The organism is Winogradskyella jejuensis, assembly GCF_900129745.1.
Taxonomy (GTDB): Bacteria; Bacteroidota; Bacteroidia; order Flavobacteriales; family Flavobacteriaceae; genus Winogradskyella; species Winogradskyella jejuensis.
This window is the reverse complement of sequence record NZ_FQWS01000002.1, coordinates 269200-287842: the sequence shown is the minus strand read 5'-3', so window position 1 is coordinate 287842 and position 18643 is coordinate 269200. Positions and strand designations below refer to the sequence as shown.

The 18643-nt window shown below is 35.4% G+C and carries 15 protein-coding genes; 12 read left to right on the top strand and 3 right to left on the bottom strand.

Features of this window, described 5'->3' with window-relative positions; all coding sequences use genetic code 11:
- The first annotated feature begins 3 nt into the window (after positions 1-3).
- From BUB95_RS09090 to BUB95_RS09080, 3 genes are all read left to right on the top strand, one after another.
- Positions 4-2850: a M16 family metallopeptidase gene (locus BUB95_RS09090; protein ID WP_073085710.1), complete on the top strand. Its 2847-nt coding sequence runs from the start codon at positions 4-6 to the stop codon at positions 2848-2850.
- A 66-nt stretch (positions 2851-2916) separates the two neighbouring features.
- Positions 2917-3879: an MBL fold metallo-hydrolase gene (locus tag BUB95_RS09085; protein WP_073085708.1), complete on the top strand. Its 963-nt coding sequence runs from the start codon at positions 2917-2919 to the stop codon at positions 3877-3879.
- Between the two features lie 41 nt (positions 3880-3920).
- Positions 3921-4382, top strand: coding sequence for a DinB family protein (locus tag BUB95_RS09080; RefSeq protein WP_073085706.1), 462 nt, complete (start codon positions 3921-3923; stop codon positions 4380-4382).
- A 56-nt stretch (positions 4383-4438) separates the two neighbouring features.
- Here BUB95_RS09080 and BUB95_RS09075 read toward each other — a convergent pair whose 3' ends face one another.
- Positions 4439-4858: a nucleoside-diphosphate kinase gene (locus BUB95_RS09075; protein WP_073087356.1), complete on the bottom strand. Its 420-nt coding sequence runs from the start codon at positions 4856-4858 to the stop codon at positions 4439-4441.
- 160 nt (positions 4859-5018) lie between these two features.
- Here BUB95_RS09075 and BUB95_RS09070 point away from each other — a divergent pair, with 160 nt between their 5' ends.
- From BUB95_RS09070 to BUB95_RS09060, 3 genes are read left to right on the top strand one after another with little or no spacing between them, the layout of a single operon-like run.
- The gene (locus BUB95_RS09070) at positions 5019-6035 is read left to right on the top strand and encodes a DHH family phosphoesterase (protein WP_073085704.1); all 1017 of its coding nucleotides are present in this window, start codon (positions 5019-5021) and stop codon (positions 6033-6035) included.
- Positions 6035-6577, top strand: coding sequence for a gliding motility-associated peptidyl-prolyl isomerase GldI (gldI, locus tag BUB95_RS09065; protein WP_073085702.1), 543 nt, complete (start codon positions 6035-6037; stop codon positions 6575-6577). Before BUB95_RS09070 ends, gldI begins: the two co-directional genes overlap by 1 nt.
- Positions 6570-7802, top strand: coding sequence for a peptidylprolyl isomerase (locus tag BUB95_RS09060; RefSeq protein ID WP_073085700.1), 1233 nt, complete (start codon positions 6570-6572; stop codon positions 7800-7802). The genes gldI and BUB95_RS09060 overlap by 8 nt, the downstream gene beginning before the upstream one ends.
- Positions 7803-7873: 71 nt before the next feature.
- On the opposite strand, the gene BUB95_RS09055 is transcribed toward BUB95_RS09060, so the two are convergent.
- Positions 7874-9340: an aminoacyl-histidine dipeptidase gene (locus BUB95_RS09055; RefSeq protein WP_073087354.1), complete on the bottom strand. Its 1467-nt coding sequence runs from the start codon at positions 9338-9340 to the stop codon at positions 7874-7876.
- Positions 9341-9394: 54 nt separating this feature from the next.
- Between BUB95_RS09055 and BUB95_RS09050 the strand changes: the two genes are divergently transcribed.
- The 3 genes from BUB95_RS09050 (at position 9395) to BUB95_RS09040 (ending at position 14846) form a co-directional block, all read left to right on the top strand.
- Positions 9395-10462, top strand: a complete 1068-nt coding sequence (locus BUB95_RS09050; protein WP_073085698.1) for a DUF3810 domain-containing protein — start codon at positions 9395-9397, stop codon at positions 10460-10462.
- 80 nt (positions 10463-10542) lie between these two features.
- The gene (locus tag BUB95_RS09045; RefSeq protein ID WP_073085697.1) at positions 10543-13515 is read left to right on the top strand and encodes an amidohydrolase family protein; all 2973 of its coding nucleotides are present in this window, start codon (positions 10543-10545) and stop codon (positions 13513-13515) included.
- A gap of 20 nt (positions 13516-13535) precedes the next feature.
- Positions 13536-14846, top strand: coding sequence for an amidohydrolase family protein (locus BUB95_RS09040; protein WP_073085693.1), 1311 nt, complete (start codon positions 13536-13538; stop codon positions 14844-14846).
- 100 nt (positions 14847-14946) lie between these two features.
- Here BUB95_RS09040 and BUB95_RS09035 read toward each other — a convergent pair whose 3' ends face one another.
- Complete coding sequence (locus BUB95_RS09035; protein ID WP_073085691.1) at positions 14947-15744, bottom strand: DUF6503 family protein; 798 nt, start codon at positions 15742-15744, stop codon at positions 14947-14949.
- A 66-nt stretch (positions 15745-15810) separates the two neighbouring features.
- Here BUB95_RS09035 and BUB95_RS09030 point away from each other — a divergent pair, with 66 nt between their 5' ends.
- From BUB95_RS09030 to BUB95_RS09020, 3 genes are read left to right on the top strand one after another with little or no spacing between them, the layout of a single operon-like run.
- On the top strand, positions 15811-16608 hold the full coding sequence (locus BUB95_RS09030) for a TrmH family RNA methyltransferase (RefSeq protein WP_073085689.1): 798 nt from the start codon (positions 15811-15813) through the stop codon (positions 16606-16608).
- Positions 16609-16617: 9 nt separating this feature from the next.
- On the top strand, positions 16618-17853 hold the full coding sequence (locus BUB95_RS09025; RefSeq protein WP_073085687.1) for a M48 family metallopeptidase: 1236 nt from the start codon (positions 16618-16620) through the stop codon (positions 17851-17853).
- A gap of 1 nt (position 17854) precedes the next feature.
- Positions 17855-18634, top strand: coding sequence for a M15 family metallopeptidase (locus BUB95_RS09020; RefSeq protein ID WP_073085685.1), 780 nt, complete (start codon positions 17855-17857; stop codon positions 18632-18634).
- Positions 18635-18643 lie beyond the last annotated feature (9 nt).

The window sequence follows — 18643 nt, the reverse complement described above, 5'->3', positions numbered from 1 at the left end:
ATTATGAAATACATCAAATCCTTTTGCCTAAGTCTTCTTGTAGGACTTGTTATAATATCTTGTAAAGAGAGTAGCACAGAAGAAGCGTCATCAGAATTAAAAGTCGATTACGAAACCTTTGAACTCGATAACGGACTCAAAGTCCTGTTTCATATCGACCGCTCTGACCCAGTTGTCGCTGTGTCATTAACAGCTCATGTAGGTTCTGCAAGAGAAAAAGAAGGACGTACTGGTTTTGCACATTTATTCGAGCATTTGCTATTCCTTGAATCCGAAAACCTAGGTAAAGGTGGACTCGATAAAATGAGTGCACGTATTGGTGGCTCTGGTGCAAATGGTTCTACAAGTCGCGACCGCACAAATTATTTACAAACGGTGCCAAAAGACGCCTTAGAAAAAATGATTTGGGCAGAGGCCGATAAGTTAGGCTACTTTATAAATACAGTTACAGAACCTGTTTTAGCAAAAGAAAAGCAAGTTGTAAAAAACGAGAAACGTCAATCTGTAGACAACAGACCTTATGGGCACAACCAATATGTCATAGACAAAAATCTATATCCTGAAGGGCATCCGTATAGTTGGCAAGTTATTGGGTCTTTAGAAGACTTACAAAACGCCACTTTACAAGACGTTAAAGATTTCTTTAACCGCTGGTATGTACCTAATAATGTGATTTTGACCATTGCCGGAGATTTTGATAAAGACCAAGCAAAAGCTTGGGTTAAAAAGTATTTTGATGAAATTCCACGTGGTGAAGAAATCCCGGCATTAGCTAAACAATCTGCTGTTCTTGACGCCTCAAAACACCTGTACTACGAAGACAATTTTGCAAGAGCACCACGATTAACTATGGCTTGGCCTGGCGTTCATCAGTATCACGAAGACTCCTATGCTCTTAGCGTCTTAACGCAATATTTATCTCAAGGAAAAAAAGCGCCACTAAACAAAGTTTTGGTTGATGAAGAGCAATTAACAAGCTTTGTAGGTATGGGAGAATACAATTCTGAAATTTCGGGACAAATACAACTTAGCGTTACTGCATTTAACCAAGTAGAGCTAAATGATGTAGCAAAAGCCATTGAAAAAGGATTTACATTGTTTGAAGAAAATGGTATTTCAGAAGAAGATTTAAACCGAATTAAAGCCGGACAGGAAACTAATTTCTACAGCGGATTATCCAGTGTTTTAGGAAAGGGTGCGCAACTTACACAATACGAAATGTTTGCTGGTGATGCTAGCTTTATCACTAAAGACGTAGAAAATATTTTAGCAGTAACACCAGAAGATGTAATGCGTGTTTACAACACTTACATTAAAGACAAAAACTACATCGCTACGAGCTTTGTGCCTAAAGGTCAGAAGAATTTGGTCTTAGCTAATTCTGAATTGGCAGAAGTAGTTGAAGAACAAATTGTTGAAGGTGCAGAAGAAACATTCGACGCCTCTATTGCAGCCACTTACGAAAAAACACCTTCGAGTTTCGATAGAAGTGTCGAGCCTCCTTATGGTGAAACTCCAGAAATAAACGTCCCAGAAGTTTGGAAAGAGAATCTAAATTCAGGACTAAAAGTAGCTGGTATCGAAAATGATGAAGTGCCGTTAGTACAGTTTCAACTAAAGATTAAAGGTGGTATATTATTAGAAAATACAGATAAAATTGGTGTTTCTAATCTAATGGCCAACCTTTTGACCCGAGGTACAAAGAATAAAACACCTGAGCAGTTAGAAAATGAAATTGAAAGCTTAGGAGCACGCATTAACGCTTACGCAACGGAAGACGCCGTTTATATCACAGGTAGTAGCCTCTCCAAACATTTTGATGCGACTATGGATTTGGTGACTGAGATACTTCTTGAACCACGTTGGGATGTCAAAGAATTTGAATTAGCCAAGCAAAGCGTAAAAAGTAGTATTCAACGTCAGAAGGCAAATCCAAACGCCATTGCGGCAAACGAATATGCAAAATTACTTTACGGAAAAGACCATATTTTGGCCAATAACAACCAAGGTACAGAAACTTCAGTAGAAGCAATTACAATAGAAGATTTAAAAACCTACTACCAAACAAATCTTACGCCGAAGCTAGCATTGTTTAATGTTGTAGGTGACATTTCTAAAGACGCTGTTATATCTAATTTAGAGATTATCAATTCTACATGGGAAGCAAAAGACGTTACAATTCCTACTTTACCAGAGGTAAAAGCTCCAACAAAATCGATAGTTTATTTTTACGATGTGCCAAATGCCAAGCAATCTCAGATACGTTTTGGCTATCCTGGACCAAAAGCTACGGACGACGATTATTATGCCGCAACAGTTATGAATTATCGCTTAGGTGGTGGTGGTTTTGCTTCGCAATTAACACAACAATTACGTGAAGGTAAAGGTTATACCTACGGTATTCGTTCGCGTTTTAGTGGTGACGATTTAACAGGCGATTTTCAAATTTCTAGTGGAGTGCGTTCTAATGTCACATACGAGTCTGCAGCATTAATAAAAGACATTTTAGAAAACTACGCTAAAGATTTTAACAGTACCGATTTAGAAGTCACCAAAGGCTATACGATAAAGAGTAATGCCAGAGCTTTTGAAACCTTGGGCGCAAAACTCCGCATGCTTTCAAATATAAGTGAGCTAGGTTTTGATGATGATTACGCTAAACAACGCGAGGCAATTGTTAAAGGGTTGACTGTCGAAGATATGAAAGCACTTGCAGGCAAATATCTGCGTCCAGACCAAATGATTTATTTGGTAGTTGGTGATGCCGCTACGCAGTTAGATAAATTAGAGCAATTAGGTTTTGGCAAGCCTGTGTTACTAAATCCTACTTACGAGGCTTTAGACCAGTAGAAGGAATCTTATTTTTTAAAAAGGTGTTTATATTTTCTATATTTAAGAAATGTAAACACCTTTCTTATGTTTAACAAAATTGTTTTTTCATTGTTATTATTATCCCTTGCTTCTTGTGATAAAAAAATTAATAATGTAGAAAAATCATCTAAAACTAAAACTGTATCACAAACCTCATTGGTAATTCTTGGCACTGCTCAGGATGCTGGTTATCCTCAGATTGGATGTACAAAGTCTTGCTGTGTAGATAAATGGGATGATGTAAATCCAACTCAAGTTACAAGTATCGGTGTCATAGAACCGAAAGAGAAGAAAACTTATCTTTTCGAAGCTACTCCAGACATTAAATTTCAAATTAAAAAACTATCATCATACATAGATAACAATAGTATACAATTACCAAATGGCATTTTTTTAACTCATGCTCATATAGGCCATTACACTGGTTTAATGCAGCTAGGTCGAGAAGCGATAAACGCTAAAAATATTCCAGTTTTTACAATGCCTAAAATGTTCCAATACTTAAGTTCTAATGGACCTTGGAATCAACTAGTTGAATTAGGAAATATAGATTTAAAAACAATTACTAATAATACTGAAGTCTCTATAAGTTCACACTTAAAAATTACACCTTTCATTGTTCCACATAGAGGCGAATACACCGAAACCGTAGGTTACAAAATACAAGGATCTAATAAGACTGCTTTATTTATTCCCGATATTGATAAATGGGAGAAGTGGCAGATTTCTATTGAAGACGAAATTAAAAAAGTTGACTATGCATTTCTAGACGCAACTTTTTATAAAAACGGTGAGATAGCAAATAGAGATATGTCTGAGATACCACATCCTTTTGTTGAAGAAAGCTTTAAACGTTTTGAAAATATGACCATAAAGGATAAATCTAAAATATATTTTATACATTTTAATCATACTAACCCACTCTTAAAAAATAATTCTATGGCTAAAAATGAAGTTATTAATTTAGGCTTTAATATCGCTAAAGAGGGGTTAATTTTTGACTTATAAATCAATTACGCTCAAATTCATCACATAGCAAAACACCTCCAATGAATCACAACGAATACTTAGCCAATCGACTTAGAGAAATTCTTTTAAGCGGTAAATGGGTAACTGGCACCAACTTTAAAGAACAAATAGAAGATTTGACGTGGATAGAAGCAACTAAAAAAGTGAAGAATTTAAATTCTATAGCGAGTCTAACATTCCATATCAATTATTATTTGTCTGGAGTTATGGATGTCTTTAAAGGTGGAGAATTAACTATTAGAGATAAGTACAGCTTTGATGCTCCAGAAATTATGAGTGAACACGATTGGAGCCAACTGAAAGAAACCTTTGTAAAAAATTCAAAAAGCTTTATTGAATTCGTCGAAAATATGGAAACGGAACGATTAATGGATGTCTTCGTTAAAGAAGAATATGGCTCCTATTACAGAAGTGTTGATGTTATAATCGAACACACCTATTACCATCTTGGGCAAATCATACTTCTCAAAAAAATGATTTAAAACTAAAAAGCCGATGCAATTGCATCGGCTTTTTTATATCTATAGCTCTAAAAGTCTTAGAACATCTCTCTTCCTGAGAAATGAAAAGCACCCTCGATAGCTGCATTCTCATCACTATCACTTCCATGAACAGCATTCTCACCAATAGAAGCTGCATATAATTTACGGATTGTACCTTCAGCAGCGTCTGCTGGATTAGTTGCACCTATTAATGCTCTAAAATCTTCTACAGCGTTGTCTTTTTCTAAGATAGCCGCAACGATAGGACCACGAGTCATATACTCTACTAATTCTCCAAAGAATGGACGCTCACTATGGATAGCGTAAAATTCTTGAGCATCAGCCTTAGTCATTTGCGTTAATTTCATTGCTACGATTCTAAAACCTGAAGCATTGATTTTTTCTAATATTGCGCCAATGTGTCCTTTTTCAACAGCATCTGGCTTTAACATTGTAAATGTTCTGTTAGTTGCCATATTTTTCTTTTTAATTACCACCAAAAACCTCTTGGTGAATTTGCGTGCAAAAATACGGTAATTTATAGAATACACAAGTATCGTAGTTTGGTTTATTTCTTTCGGTTTTAAAGCACAAAGCATTTCTAAGATTTGTTATTAAATTGTATATTCGTCCGTTATGAAAAGTGAAGATATAAAAGCTGTAAAAGCCTTACTCAGCATACCAAAGCGCATTGTAATAATTCCGCATAGAAATCCAGATGGAGATGCCATTGGCTCAACACTTGGGTTAATGCATTATCTCAAAGGTTACAATCATGATGTTTCAGTAATTGCACCAAACGATTATCCTGAATTTTTAAAATGGATACCTGGCGAAGTTTCAATTTTAAAATTCGAAACACAGCAAGAAGTATCAAAAAAGTTAATTTCTGAAGCAGAAATGATGTTTACTTTAGATTTTAATGCGTTACACCGTACAGGAAACGATATGGCAGCAGTTTTAGAAGCCTCGGACGCACTTAAAATTATGATAGACCATCATCAAGCGCCTGACGATTACGCTACTTATATGTACTCTGATGTATCAATGTCTTCAACTTGTGAAATGGTTTACAATTTCATTGAAATGCTGGACGATACAAATAAAATTACACCAGAAATAGCTACATGTATTTACGTTGGTATTATGACAGATACAGGTTCTTTTCGTTTTAGGTCTACCACAAGCCGAACGCATCAGGTTATTGCTAGCTTAATTGATAAGGGTGCAGATAATACCAATATCCATAATCAAGTATACGACACCAATAGTTACAGCAGACTACAATTGTTGGGTAGAGCACTTCAGAATTTAAAGGTTATTCCAGAGTTTCATACTGCTCATATTACACTTTCTCAAGCCGAGTTAGATGAATTCAATTTTAAAAAAGGAGATACGGAAGGTATTGTGAATTATGCACTTTCAATTCAAAATACACGATTAGCTGCTATTTTTATTGAAAACACGCAAGAAGGCATTATAAAAATCTCATTACGTAGTAAAGGTGATTTTTCGGTTAACGAATTATCTCGAAAACACTTTAATGGTGGAGGTCACACCAATGCCGCTGGTGGACGAAGTGAAGACACTCTAGAAGCAACGGTTGAAAAATTTATTACTATATTGCCCGAATATAAAAGCCAATTAGCATAATGAGATACCTACTTCTACTCTTCGTAATGGCTTGCTTATTTTCAGGATGTAAATCTCCTGAAGCAAGACCTCCTGTTAATATAAAATCGGGCTCATTTATAAAAGAATCTGTTGAGCGCAATAAAAAGCTAAACAAAAAAGAACGCGAAAGGATAGAAAAGGTCATAGCAAATTTTACAGATAAAACGTTTATGACTTCTGAAAACGGCTTCTGGTACCATTATAATACTAAAGTTGATAAAACTTCAAAAACACCACAATTTGGTGACCGTGTAGAATACAGCTATGATGTTTCTAATCTTAACGGACAAATTATATATTCTAAAGAAGATATAGGTAATCAGGTTTATTATATGGATAAGGAAGAGTTATTCTCTGGTCTAAGAGAAGGACTAAAACTTATGAAACCTACAGAAGAAATAACATTTATATTCCCATCGCAGAAAGCCTACGGTTATTATGGAGATGATAATAAAATAGGCACAAATGTGCCACTAATATGTAACGTAACTTTAAAAACAATAACCCAAAACAATGATTAAGAAATTTTTTATGCCAATCGCAACCTTGATGTTATTACTAACAGTGAGTTGTAAAGTGCAACACCCAGATTTAGAAGATGGTCTTTATGCTGAGATTATTACTTCAAAAGGAACAATGATAGCTAAGTTGCATTACGATAAAGTCCCGGTTACCGTAGCAAATTTTGTAGCTTTAGCTGAAGGTAGTCACCCATTAGCTGAAGAAAAATACCAAGGAAAACCTTTTTATGATAGCGTTACGTTTCATCGAGTTATGGACAAGTTTATGATTCAAGGTGGTGATCCAACAGGCACAGGTAGAGGTACTCCAGGATATCGATTTGCTGCAGACTTTGATGCAAGTTTAAAACACGACAAGGGCGGGATATTATCTATGGCAAACAGTGGAGGTATTAACACTAATGGTTCTCAATTTTTTATTACGGAAGTACCTTACCCGAGCCTTGATGCATTTGATTCAGAAGGTAATATGAAACCTTGTGATCAACCAAGAGTAAGTTGTCACTCAGTATTTGGTGAGTTAGTACAAGGTATTGAAGTACAAGATTCTATTTCTAATGTTGAAGTTATAGACCCAAGATCTAGGAATCACAAACCTGTTGAAGATGTATTTATTACTAAAGTTAATATCATCAGAAAAGGTAGAGAAGCAAAAAAATTTGATGCTCCTAAAATTTTTGAAGAACAAATGCCCGAAGTAGAAGAAAATATAAAAGAGCAAATGGCAGAAACTCGCAGAAAAGCTGAAGAAAAAAAGCTTGCTGCTGAAGAGAAAAAAGCAGAAGTAGCCGCAGAATTTAAGCCTACTCTAGATGAGTATACCGCTAAGGCAAAAACTTTAGCTTCTGGTTTAAAAGTGCATTATATTACTAAAGGAAATGGCGTTAAACCAAAAACTGGACAAACTGCTATGATAAATTACCAAGGCTATTTTACCGATGGTAAATTATTAGACAGTAATCTAAAAGACGTCGAAGAAAAGTTTGGCATGCTTAATCCTATGAAGGTTCAACGAAACATGTATGCACCTAGCCCAATGAAGGTTAGTCCAGATGCACCTCTTTTTGCAGGATTTAAAGAAGCTATAGCAAGTATGCGCGTTGGAGATAAGGCATTCTTCTACTTCCCATCACACTTAGCTTATGGTGAAAGCGGACGTCCACCAGTAGTGCAACCAAACACAGATTTAGCTTTTATTATTGAAATGGTAGATATTCAGAAATAATCTGAAATAAAACAAACAAAAAAGCAGCTACTCTCTGGAATAGCTGCTTTTTTAATTTTTAGAAATCGTTGTTATTTCTTTTTAGGAATATTCTTCAATATCTCTAAAACAAATTCCCAATATTTTTGTGTAGATGATATCTGTGCGCGTTCGTCAGGTGAGTGTGCGCCTTTAATATTTGGTCCAAAACTAATCATATCCATGTTAGGATAATTTTGTCCCAAAATTCCACATTCTAATCCTGCATGGCAAGCAGCAACATGAGGTTTTTCTCCATTGTTGAGACGCTCATAAATAGGAACCATAGTTTTAAGAATATCAGAGTCCATATTTGGTGCCCAACCCGGATAATCTCCTGAGAATTCTACTTCGCAACCCGTTAACTCAAAGGTAGCACGCAATGTATTTGCCAAATCGTATTTTGAAGTTTCTACTGAGCTGCGTGTTAAACAGCCAATTTTTATTTGCCCATCCTTAACGATAACACGCGCAATATTGTTAGACGTTTCTACCAATTCAGGTATATCTGCACTCATTCTATAAACACCGTTAAGTGCTGCATAAAGTGCCCGAGTTAAACCTTCTTGAACGCCCAAATCCATAATCTTTTCAGGTGTATCAATTTTAGAAATTTTAACTTCTAAATCTGGTTCCATGGTTTTATATTCTTTCTTAATTGTTTCAGAAAGTTGTTGCATCTCCAACTTAAAAGCTTCTTCATGAACAGCATCAATAGCTACAATGGCTTTGCTCTCTCTAGGGATTGCATTTCTTAAACTTCCGCCATCAATTTCAGCAATACGTAATCCAAAATTCTCAAAACCATCAAATAACAAGCGATTCATCAACTTATTAGCATTGCCTAATCCTTCGTGAATTTGCATACCCGAATGTCCGCCTTGTAAACCTTTGACTTCAATCTGATAACCAATTTTGAACTCAGGTGTTTCCTCTTCGTTATATTCTCGAGTTGCCGTGACATCAACACCGCCAGCACAACCAACACCAATTTCATTGTCTTCTTCGGTATCTAAATTCAGTAGTATTTCACCTTTAAGCAAACCACCTTTAAGCCCCATTGCACCAGTCATTCCTGTTTCTTCATCAATCGTAAACAGAGCTTCTAAATCTGGGTGCGCAATACTATCACTCTCTAAAACAGCCATAATTGTTGCAACACCCAGTCCATTATCGGCACCAAGTGTTGTACCTCTAGCTTTTACCCAATCACCATCGACATACATGTCAATACCCTGAGTATCAAAATCGAAAACTGTGTCGTTATTTTTTTGATGCACCATGTCGAGATGACTTTGCATCACGATTGGCTTTCTATCTTCCATTCCTTTTGTGGCAGGTTTACGGATAATAACGTTACCAACTTCATCCTCTATGGTTTCTAAACCAAGACTTTTACCAAAATCTTTCATGAACTTAATAACACGTTCCTCCTTTTTTGAAGGTCTAGGAACAGCATTTAAATCTGCAAACTTATTCCATAATGCTTTAGGTTCTAAAGCTCTTATCTCTGAACTCATATCTCTTTTTTTTTGTGAAGCAAATGTAACCAAACTATTTCCTATTTTTGAAACATGCGCATTACAAAACGAGGAGCTTTTCTTATTTTTTTAATTATTCAGATTATAGGAATTAACCTTTTGAAGCTTTTTCCTGAATTTGTAGAAAGCTATTACAGTAATGGCCTTTACGTTTTTTTATCCAAACTCATGCGCTATTGTTTTGGTTGGATACCTTTCTCAGTTGGTGATGTTTTCTACACAATAGCTGTTATATATTTGCTGAGATGGCTCTATAAAAATTACAAACGCATATACAAAGACTCCTTAAATTGGTTTTTAGATGTGGTCACCGTAATTTCTATTGCTTACTTTGCCTTTCATTTACTTTGGGCTTTCAATTATTACCGTTTACCGCTTCATAAATCATTAGGTATAAAAGCGGAGTACTCTACTGAAGAATTAGTAAGTTTCACCAAAAGACTTATTGAAAAGTCTAACACTATCCATCTTCAATTATCTAAAAACGACAGTTTAAAAGTGGATTTACCTTATACTAAAAAAGAGGTTTTTGATAAAGTAAAAAACGGTTATGAAATACTTTCAGAAAGCTATCCGCACTTATCATACAACCCAAAGAGTTTAAAAAAATCCGTATATAGTTTACCTTTGACTTACATGGGATTTTCGGGCTACCTAAATCCCTTTACTAACGAAGCCCAAGTTGATGGGTTGATTCCTATTTATAAATTTCCCACAACATCCTGCCATGAAGTTGCACATCAATTGGGTTATGCAGCAGAAAACGAAGCCAATTTTATTGGTGCTTTAGCTGCGGTAAATAACGAGGACCAATATTTTAAATATTCCGGCTATACGTTTGCCTTGCGCTACTGTCTCGCTGAAGTTTATAAGCGAGATAAAGACAAATACAACTCTCTACTAGAAACCATTAACAGAGGCATTTTAAAAAACTATAAGGAAGCTCAAGATTTTTGGAAATCCTATCAAAACCCTATTGAGCCTTTCTTTGAAAAAACCTTTGACACTTTCTTGAAGGCAAATAACCAATCTCAAGGAATGAAAAGCTACAGCTATGTTGTTGCTTTATTAGTTAATTATTACAATAACAAACCACTGTAAAAACGTTAAAAATTCTTAATACGATTTAGGGTTTATTCATAAATCTTATCTTTAGAATTATAATTTAACCAACTAACTCTATGATTAAAATTTATCTACGGCTGCTCATGCTATTGTGCAGTTTTTCGTTGTTTGCACAAGACTACTTCCCGAGTAATTCTGGTGTAAAATCTGACAACAACAGTAATTACATGGCATTCACTAACGCTACAATCCATGTCTCTCCTTCAGAAGTTATTAAAAATGGAACACTTTTGATTAAAGATGGAAAAGTGGTTAATGTTGGAAAATCTGTAAATCTTCCAAAAAATACCACAACAGTGGATTTGTCTGGAAAATCCATTTATCCATCATTTATTGACTTACACACTACGTTTGGAGTTGAAAAACCAAAACGTGACGGAAACGGTCCATCTTACGGACCAAGCCGAAGCGGTTTTTATTGGAACGACCACATTATGCCAGAGCAAGATGTTATGGCTAGTTTTAAATATGATGCCAAGGAAGCATCAGAACTACACAAACTTGGTTTTGGCGTTGTAAATACACATATGCCAGACGGAATAGCTCGTGGAACAGGTGCTTTAATTGCATTAAATAATGATGCAGATAATTCTTTACGTGTGGTTGATGGAGAAACAACTCAAAATTTTTCATTTAGTAAAAGCGTAAAATCTAATCAGTCTTATCCTTCTTCTATTATGGGAAGCATGGCATTATTACGCCAAATGTATGATGATGCCAAATGGTACGCTGATGGAAAAATAGATACGCGAGATTTATCTCTTGAAGCTTTAAATAGTAATAAAAACCTTCTTCAAATTTTTGAAGCTGGAAGTCGTGCTAATTTACTTCGTGCCGCTAAAGTTGGAGATTCACGCAATATACAATATACAATAGTTGGTGGTGGTGATGAATACGAACGTTTAGATGAAGTTAAAGCTACAAATGCTTCAATAATTCTTCCTATTGATTTTAGAAAGGCTTACGATGTTGAAGACCCATTTTTAGCATCAACACTATCATTAAGCGATATGCGTGCTTGGAATCAAGAACCACATAACCCGAGATTATTAGCAGAAAACGGAGTAAAATTTTCATTAACAACGCACGGTCTTAAAAAGAAAAGTAGCTTTAAGTCTAATTTAATGAAAGCTATAGAAAGTGGACTTTCTAAAGAAAAAGCCTTAGAGGCATTAACCACAATACCAGCTCAACTATTAGGAAAATCTAATGAGCTAGGAACTTTAAAATCGGGAAGCTATGCTAACTTTTTGATTACCTCTGGCGATATTTTTGATAGTAAGACAAAGCTTTACGAAAATTGGGTGCAAGGTATGCAGCATGTCATAACGGATATGAATATTAAAGACATAGACGGTGACTACAGTTTTAAATTGGCTGGTACAGATTACAAACTTAATATTAGTGGAAGCTCAAGTAAGGTAAAGGCCAAATTAGAATCTGGAGATAAGAGCTTAGGCACTAAAGCTAGTTACTCAGGAGATTGGATAAATCTTACGGTAAAAACGCCAGACAGTACAAAAAAAGAATTTATACGTATTGCCGCAAATACTGTAAACAATAACAATTTAAGTGGTACAGCCGTTATGCCAAACGGTAATGAATATTCGTTTTTTGCTACTAAAACTTCTGAAAAAGAAATAGCAGAATCAAAAAAATCTAAAAAAGAGGATTCTAAAGAAACGCCATTTATGAGTCCCGTAACCTACCCTAATTTAGCTTACGGTTTTACAGAAAAACCGAAGGCTGAAACACTATTGTTTAAAAACGCTACGGTTTGGACAAATGAAAATGAAGGTGTACTTCAGAATACAGATGTTTTAATTAAAGACGGAAAAATAGAAAAAATTGGCAAAGGCCTTTCGGACCGAAATGCTAAAGTAATTGATGCTTCTGGCAAACATATTACAGCCGGAATTATAGACGAACATTCACATATTGCTGCTGCTTCGATTAATGAAGGTGGACACAACTCTTCAGCGGAAGTGACTATTGAAGATGTCATAGATGACAAGGATATCGATGTATATAGAAACCTAGCTGGGGGCGTTACTTCTATTCAAATTTTACATGGGTCAGCAAATCCAATTGGTGGTCGTTCGGCGATTATTAAACTAAAATGGGGAGAATCAGCAGATGATTATGTTTACGATAATTCTCCGAAGTTTATAAAATTTGCTTTAGGTGAAAATGTAAAACAATCCCGCGCACGACGTAATGAGCGTTTTCCACAATCTAGAATGGGTGTCGAGCAAGTTTTTATAGACTATTTCAGTAGAGCAAAAGCTTACGATGAAGCAAAGAAAAGCGGTAAACCCTATCGTAAAGATACAGAAATGGAAGTTTTAGCTGAAATTTTAAATGGCGAACGCTTTATTTCTTGTCACTCTTATGTACAAAGCGAAATTAATATGCTTATGAAAGTGGCAGAACAATTCAACTTTAGAATTAACACATTTACTCATATTTTAGAAGGTTACAAAGTGGCTGATAAGATGAAAAAACATGGTGTTGGTGGCTCAACCTTTAGTGATTGGTGGGCTTATAAGTATGAAGTTAATGATGCCATACCTTACAATGCTGCAATTATGCACAATGCTGGTGTAACGGTCGCGATTAATAGTGATGATGCCGAAATGTCGCGACGTTTAAATCAAGAAGCTGCAAAATCAATTAAATATGGTGGTGTAAGTGAAGAAGAAGCTTTGAAATTTGTAACTCTAAATCCAGCGAAACTTTTGCACTTAGATGACCGTGTAGGAAGTTTAAAAGTTGGTAAAGATGCTGATGTGGTACTATGGTCAGACCATCCACTTTCAATTTACGCAAAAGCCGAAAAAACAATTATTGAAGGTGTAACGTATTTCGATTTGGAAAAAGACAAACAAATGCGAAAAGCTATTGCTAAAGAAAGAAGCGAACTTATTAACCTAATGCTTCAAGATAAAAATAAAGGCTTAAAAACTCAACCTGTAAAGAAGAAAGAAAAAGTATTGTTGCATTGCGACTCTGAAGATTCTGGACTTTAATCGGTATTAAACTTATTAAGATGAAAAACATAAAATATATAGTAATACTTCTACTTACAGCTAGTATGAGTTTTGCACAACAAACACCTGCTCCTGAGCAGTCTAAAGACATTGCTATCATGGGTGCAACGGCTCATATAGGCAACGGAACGGTTATCGAAAACAGTATTATCACATTTTCTAACGGTAAGATTACAAATGTTGGAGACGCAACGACAGTAAGAATTAATTCCTCCGAAATGGAAGTGATTGATGCTTCTGGAAAACACGTGTATCCAGGATTTATTGTTGCCAACGGAACACTCGGGTTAGTTGAAGTTGATGCCGTTAAAGCATCGAACGATTTATCAGAATTAGGAACTTACAATCCACACATTAGAAGTATTATTGCCTACAATGCTGAATCCAAAATTGTAGAGTCTATGCGACCAAACGGTGTACTTTTAGGTCAAGTTGTACCACGAGGCGGACGTATTACCGGCACATCTTCTGTCGTGCAATACGACGCTTGGAACTGGGAAGATGCTGCTGTAAAGACAGATGATGGTATTCATATGAACTGGCCAAGCACCTTTAGTCGCGGACGTTGGTGGCTTGGTGAAGATCCTGGATTAAAACCAAATAAAAATTACGGAAAACAAGTCAAGGAAATAGAGCTATATTTTGTTGAGGCAAAAACACATAATGCAGGTCCTAAAAAAGAACGTAACCTACCTTTTGAAGCTATGGCTGGGCTTTTTAATGGTTCCAAGCATTTGTATATTAATGTAAATGACCAAAAAGGAATCACAGATGCTGTTAACTTTGCGAAGTCCCAAGGTGTTTCTAAAATTACTATAGTTGGAGCTTATGAAGCAGATAAGGTTACAAATTTTTTAAAGCAGAATAATGTATCAGTATTTTTAAGACGTGTACATACAAGACCAAATAATGAAGATGACCATTATGACTTGCCATTTAAACTCGCTAAAAAACTGGTCGATGCTGGCATTTTAGTCGCTTTAGAACCAAGCGGACAAATGGAGCGTATGAATTCGCGTAATCTTCCGTTTTATGCGGGTACCACTGTAGCCTATGGTTTAACAAAAGAACAAGCTTTACAACTAATTACTCAAAACCCAGCTAAAATCATGGGAATTGATGATAAGTACGGTACACTCGAAGCTGGTAAAAGAGCCACACTTTTTATTAGCGAAGGAGATGCCTTAGATATGCGTGGTAACCAAGTAACTCATGCTTTTATCGATGGACGAAACTTAAGTTTGGAGACACATCAAACGAAATTATGGAAACGCTATTCTGGAAAACTTGAACGAGAACAACAAGATTAAAACGAAAAAGGGAACCAAATTGGTTCCCTTTTTTATTCTGTATAAATGTGAGATGCTGAATCAATCCCGAAGCTGCGGGACAGTATGACAAATCGTTAATCTATTGTATAATTTTCGAACCTTGGGGCATCCCAAATATAGCATCTTTCGGCGCTTCTTCAGAAACTACAACATCCACAAACTCAACAGTATTCCTTGATTCTGTTGGTTGTCCTTCTTCAACATTATACCAAGATATACTTTTTGGTAAAGCCAATCCATTAATAGTTTGCCAGTCATCATAACGGATATAACTAAACTTATCGCTCTTTCCATCTTTACCAAAAGTTACAGTGTAGGCTAACCATTGCATTTGCCCTGTTTCAGCATCATAGTAAATAATATATTGATCGTCAGGAGATTCGCCAATACCAGCCTCATAAGACACTAAAACACCTAGATAAGTCTTACCTTCAAAAGTAAGCGGCTCAGCTTCTTCATAAATAATTCCGTCATCGCCTACAATAAAAGGCATAGCATAGAAGTACATCATTAAACCTTTATAGAAACGTGCTTTTCCTCTATACGGTTTTTCGTTCTTTTCATTTACCCATAGCGTTCTTCCGTCAAAACCAATCCCATAATCTGGAGTATCGATTAATTCTGCACGCGTTTTTAGATTTGTGGTTGTAACCTCAGCTCCATTCTGCTTATTCATGGTAAAGGATAAGGTTTTCATTTTATTCCAGTGGTCTATTCCACCGTGAGCATCAAAAATTTTAGTAATACTTTCTGGGTAGATACTTGTTGTGATATCTTCTTTTTTAATATTCTTAATTTCTTCTATTGAAGAGGTTTTGTCGTTTTTACAGCTGATAATTATTAAAGCTGTTGCGAATAATGCTATTATTTTTTTCATTGTAGTGGTTTTGTTGGTAGGTTTGACGTTATTTTTCCTGTAAAATTACATTACTTTTGTTTACATATGCACAAATCTATAACAAGTACGCAAAACCCATATATCAAACAGCTGATACAGCTTAAGGATAAGTCTCGTGAGCGAAAGAAAACGGGACAATTTCTGCTTGAAGGTAAACGTGAATTGTCTCTAGCTATAAAAGGCGGATATACTATTGAAACGCTTTTATTTTTCCCTGACTTATTTTCTGAAAGCGAGGCCAAAGCAATGCGGCATTACAATGTTGAAATTATTGAAATCTCGAAAGAAGTTTTTCAAAAATTGGCGCATCGTGGTACAACTGAAGGTGTTATCGCTGTAGGAAAAACAAAAGAACACACACTTGAAGGATTAAAACTATCCTCTAAAAATCCTTTGATTTTAGTGGCCGAAGCTCCTGAAAAACCGGGTAATGTGGGTGCATTACTACGTACAGCAGATGCTGCAAAAGTAGATTCTGTAATTATAGCCAACCCAAAGTCAGATATTTACAATCCAAACATTATTCGTTCTAGTGTAGGTTGTGTGTTTACGACTGAAATTGGTGTTGCATCTACTGAAGAAGTTATCGCCTTTTTACAGAAATATAGTTTTAATATTTACGCAGCGATTCTGCAAGAATCACAACCCTACCACGAACAAGATTACACTTTACCAACGGCTATTGTTGTTGGCACAGAAGCTACTGGATTAACCCAAGAATGGCGAGAAGCAGCGACTCAAAATATTAGTATTCCCATGCAAGGTGTAATTGACTCTATGAATGTTTCTGTCGCAGCCGGAATTCTTATTTTTGAAGCGAAACGTCAACGTGATTTTAAATAATTAAACTAAATGAATTCTGAAACCCTATTCTACATCATTATAGGCATAATCATCGTTAATTTTCTAAAGGATAAAATTTTAGATGCATTGAATGCTAAACATTTTAAAGATGCGGTTCCATCTGAATTACAAGATGTTTACGATGAAGCTCGATACAAAAAATCTCAAAATTATAAAGCTATAAATTACCGATTTGGTATATGGTCATCCTTGTTTTCATTGATTTTAACTTTAGGTTTTCTCTTACTCGATGGCTTTGAGTATGTCGATACCATTGCTAGAAGTTATTCTGAAAATCCAATAATTATTGCGTTGATTTTCTTCGGAATAATTATGCTAGCGAGTGAGATTATCTCTACACCTTTCTCCTACTACAAGACTTTTGTGATTGAAGAACAATTTGGATTTAATAAGACCACTAGAAAGACCTTTATTTTAGATAAAATAAAAGGCTTGTTTATGATGGCTTTATTAGGTGGAAGTATACTAGCGCTCATCGTTTGGTTTTATCAAATTACAGGCAATCAATTTTGGTTATATGCTTGGGGAATTGTTATTATTTTCACGGTGTTTATGAATATGTTTTATGCCAAACTCATTGTGCCACTTTTTAACAAACAAACACCTTTGGAGGAAGGCGAATTGCGTAACAAAATTTCAAACTACGCCAATTCTGTTGGATTTAATCTTGATAAAATTTTTGTGATTGATGGCTCAAAACGAAGTACAAAAGCCAATGCCTATTTTTCTGGTTTTGGTAGCGAAAAACGCGTGACCCTGTTTGATACCTTGATTACTGATTTAGATGATGAAGAAATCGTTTCGGTATTGGCTCATGAAGTTGGGCATTATAAGCGAAAGCACATTATTTTTAATCTTTTTGCTTCAGTTTTAATGACGGGTTTTACACTTTTTATTTTATCTATTTTTATATCCAATCCGTTATTATCAAATGTCATTGGCGTAGAAATACCAAGTTTTCACGCAGGCTTAATTGCCTTTGGATTGCTCTACTCGCCTATTTCTGAAATTACAGGTTTAATTATGAATTATTTCTCTCGTAAGTTTGAGTATGAAGCTGATGATTATGCTAAAACCACTTATAAAGCAGAACCGTTAATTTCATCTTTAAAGAAACTATCTAAAAACAGTTTGAGTAATCTTACACCTCATCCTGCGTATGTATTTATGCATTATTCGCATCCAACGCTATTACAGCGCATTAAAAAAATGAAAGCTGAATAGTATGAAAAGTATCAAATTTCTAATTGTACTCATTATACTTTTCAATTGCAAAGAAAAGGGCGAAGTTGCGTCTAAAGTCGAAGTCGTGATTGAGGACCAAATCGAAGTTAAAGTCGAAACTGAAGATGAAATAATGATGGATAAAGATTTTCTTTTAGGAAAATTCGATTATAAAACACATCCAGATTTTGTAAAAGTAGATTCAAAATTAAGCTCAAAAATACTTTTTATTCAAACAGAAACCTATGATGCGTATTTAAAGATGCATGCTAAGGCAAAAGCAGACGGCATCAATCTTATCATCATTTCTGGGACAAGAAATTTTGAAGAACAGAAACGCATTTGGAACCGTAAATGGGAAAAATATAAAGAATTAGAACCTATTGAGCGCGCCAAAAAAATTATGGAATACAGTTCTATGCCATCTACGTCTCGGCACCATTGGGGTACGGATTTAGATTTAAATAATCTTACAAATTCTTACTACGACTCTGGTGAAGGGAAAGCCATCTATGATTGGCTGAGTACCAACGCTAATGATTTTGGTTTCTATCAAGTTTATACTAACAAAGCTAAAGGTAGAACTGGCTACAATTTAGAATGCTGGCATTGGTCTTATTTACCGTTGGCTTCAGATTATCTCACGGCCTATAATAAACAAATTACCTACAAAGATATTTCAGGTTTTGAAGGTGCTGAATATGCCAAAGACGTCAAATCAATTTCAGATTATGTCAACGGAATTTCAGAAAAATGCAAGCGCTTTACAACCAAAAAATAATAGGACTTT

Bases quoted from the DNA above. Each gene is read 5' to 3' on its own strand.
- BUB95_RS09090 (WP_073085710.1), top strand. From the start codon at position 4: ATGAAATACATCAAATCCTTTTGCCTAAGTCTTCTTGTAGGACTTGTT.
- BUB95_RS09085 (WP_073085708.1), top strand. From the start codon at position 2,917: ATGTTTAACAAAATTGTTTTTTCATTGTTATTATTATCCCTTGCTTCT.
- BUB95_RS09080 (WP_073085706.1), top strand. From the start codon at position 3,921: ATGAATCACAACGAATACTTAGCCAATCGACTTAGAGAAATTCTTTTA.
- BUB95_RS09075 (WP_073087356.1), bottom strand. From the start codon at position 4,858: ATGGCAACTAACAGAACATTTACAATGTTAAAGCCAGATGCTGTTGAA.
- BUB95_RS09070 (WP_073085704.1), top strand. From the start codon at position 5,019: ATGAAAAGTGAAGATATAAAAGCTGTAAAAGCCTTACTCAGCATACCA.
- gldI (WP_073085702.1), top strand. From the start codon at position 6,035: ATGAGATACCTACTTCTACTCTTCGTAATGGCTTGCTTATTTTCAGGA.
- BUB95_RS09060 (WP_073085700.1), top strand. From the start codon at position 6,570: ATGATTAAGAAATTTTTTATGCCAATCGCAACCTTGATGTTATTACTA.
- BUB95_RS09055 (WP_073087354.1), bottom strand. From the start codon at position 9,340: ATGAGTTCAGAGATAAGAGCTTTAGAACCTAAAGCATTATGGAATAAG.
- BUB95_RS09050 (WP_073085698.1), top strand. From the start codon at position 9,395: ATGCGCATTACAAAACGAGGAGCTTTTCTTATTTTTTTAATTATTCAG.
- BUB95_RS09045 (WP_073085697.1), top strand. From the start codon at position 10,543: ATGATTAAAATTTATCTACGGCTGCTCATGCTATTGTGCAGTTTTTCG.
- BUB95_RS09040 (WP_073085693.1), top strand. From the start codon at position 13,536: ATGAAAAACATAAAATATATAGTAATACTTCTACTTACAGCTAGTATG.
- BUB95_RS09035 (WP_073085691.1), bottom strand. From the start codon at position 15,744: ATGAAAAAAATAATAGCATTATTCGCAACAGCTTTAATAATTATCAGC.
- BUB95_RS09030 (WP_073085689.1), top strand. From the start codon at position 15,811: ATGCACAAATCTATAACAAGTACGCAAAACCCATATATCAAACAGCTG.
- BUB95_RS09025 (WP_073085687.1), top strand. From the start codon at position 16,618: ATGAATTCTGAAACCCTATTCTACATCATTATAGGCATAATCATCGTT.
- BUB95_RS09020 (WP_073085685.1), top strand. From the start codon at position 17,855: ATGAAAAGTATCAAATTTCTAATTGTACTCATTATACTTTTCAATTGC.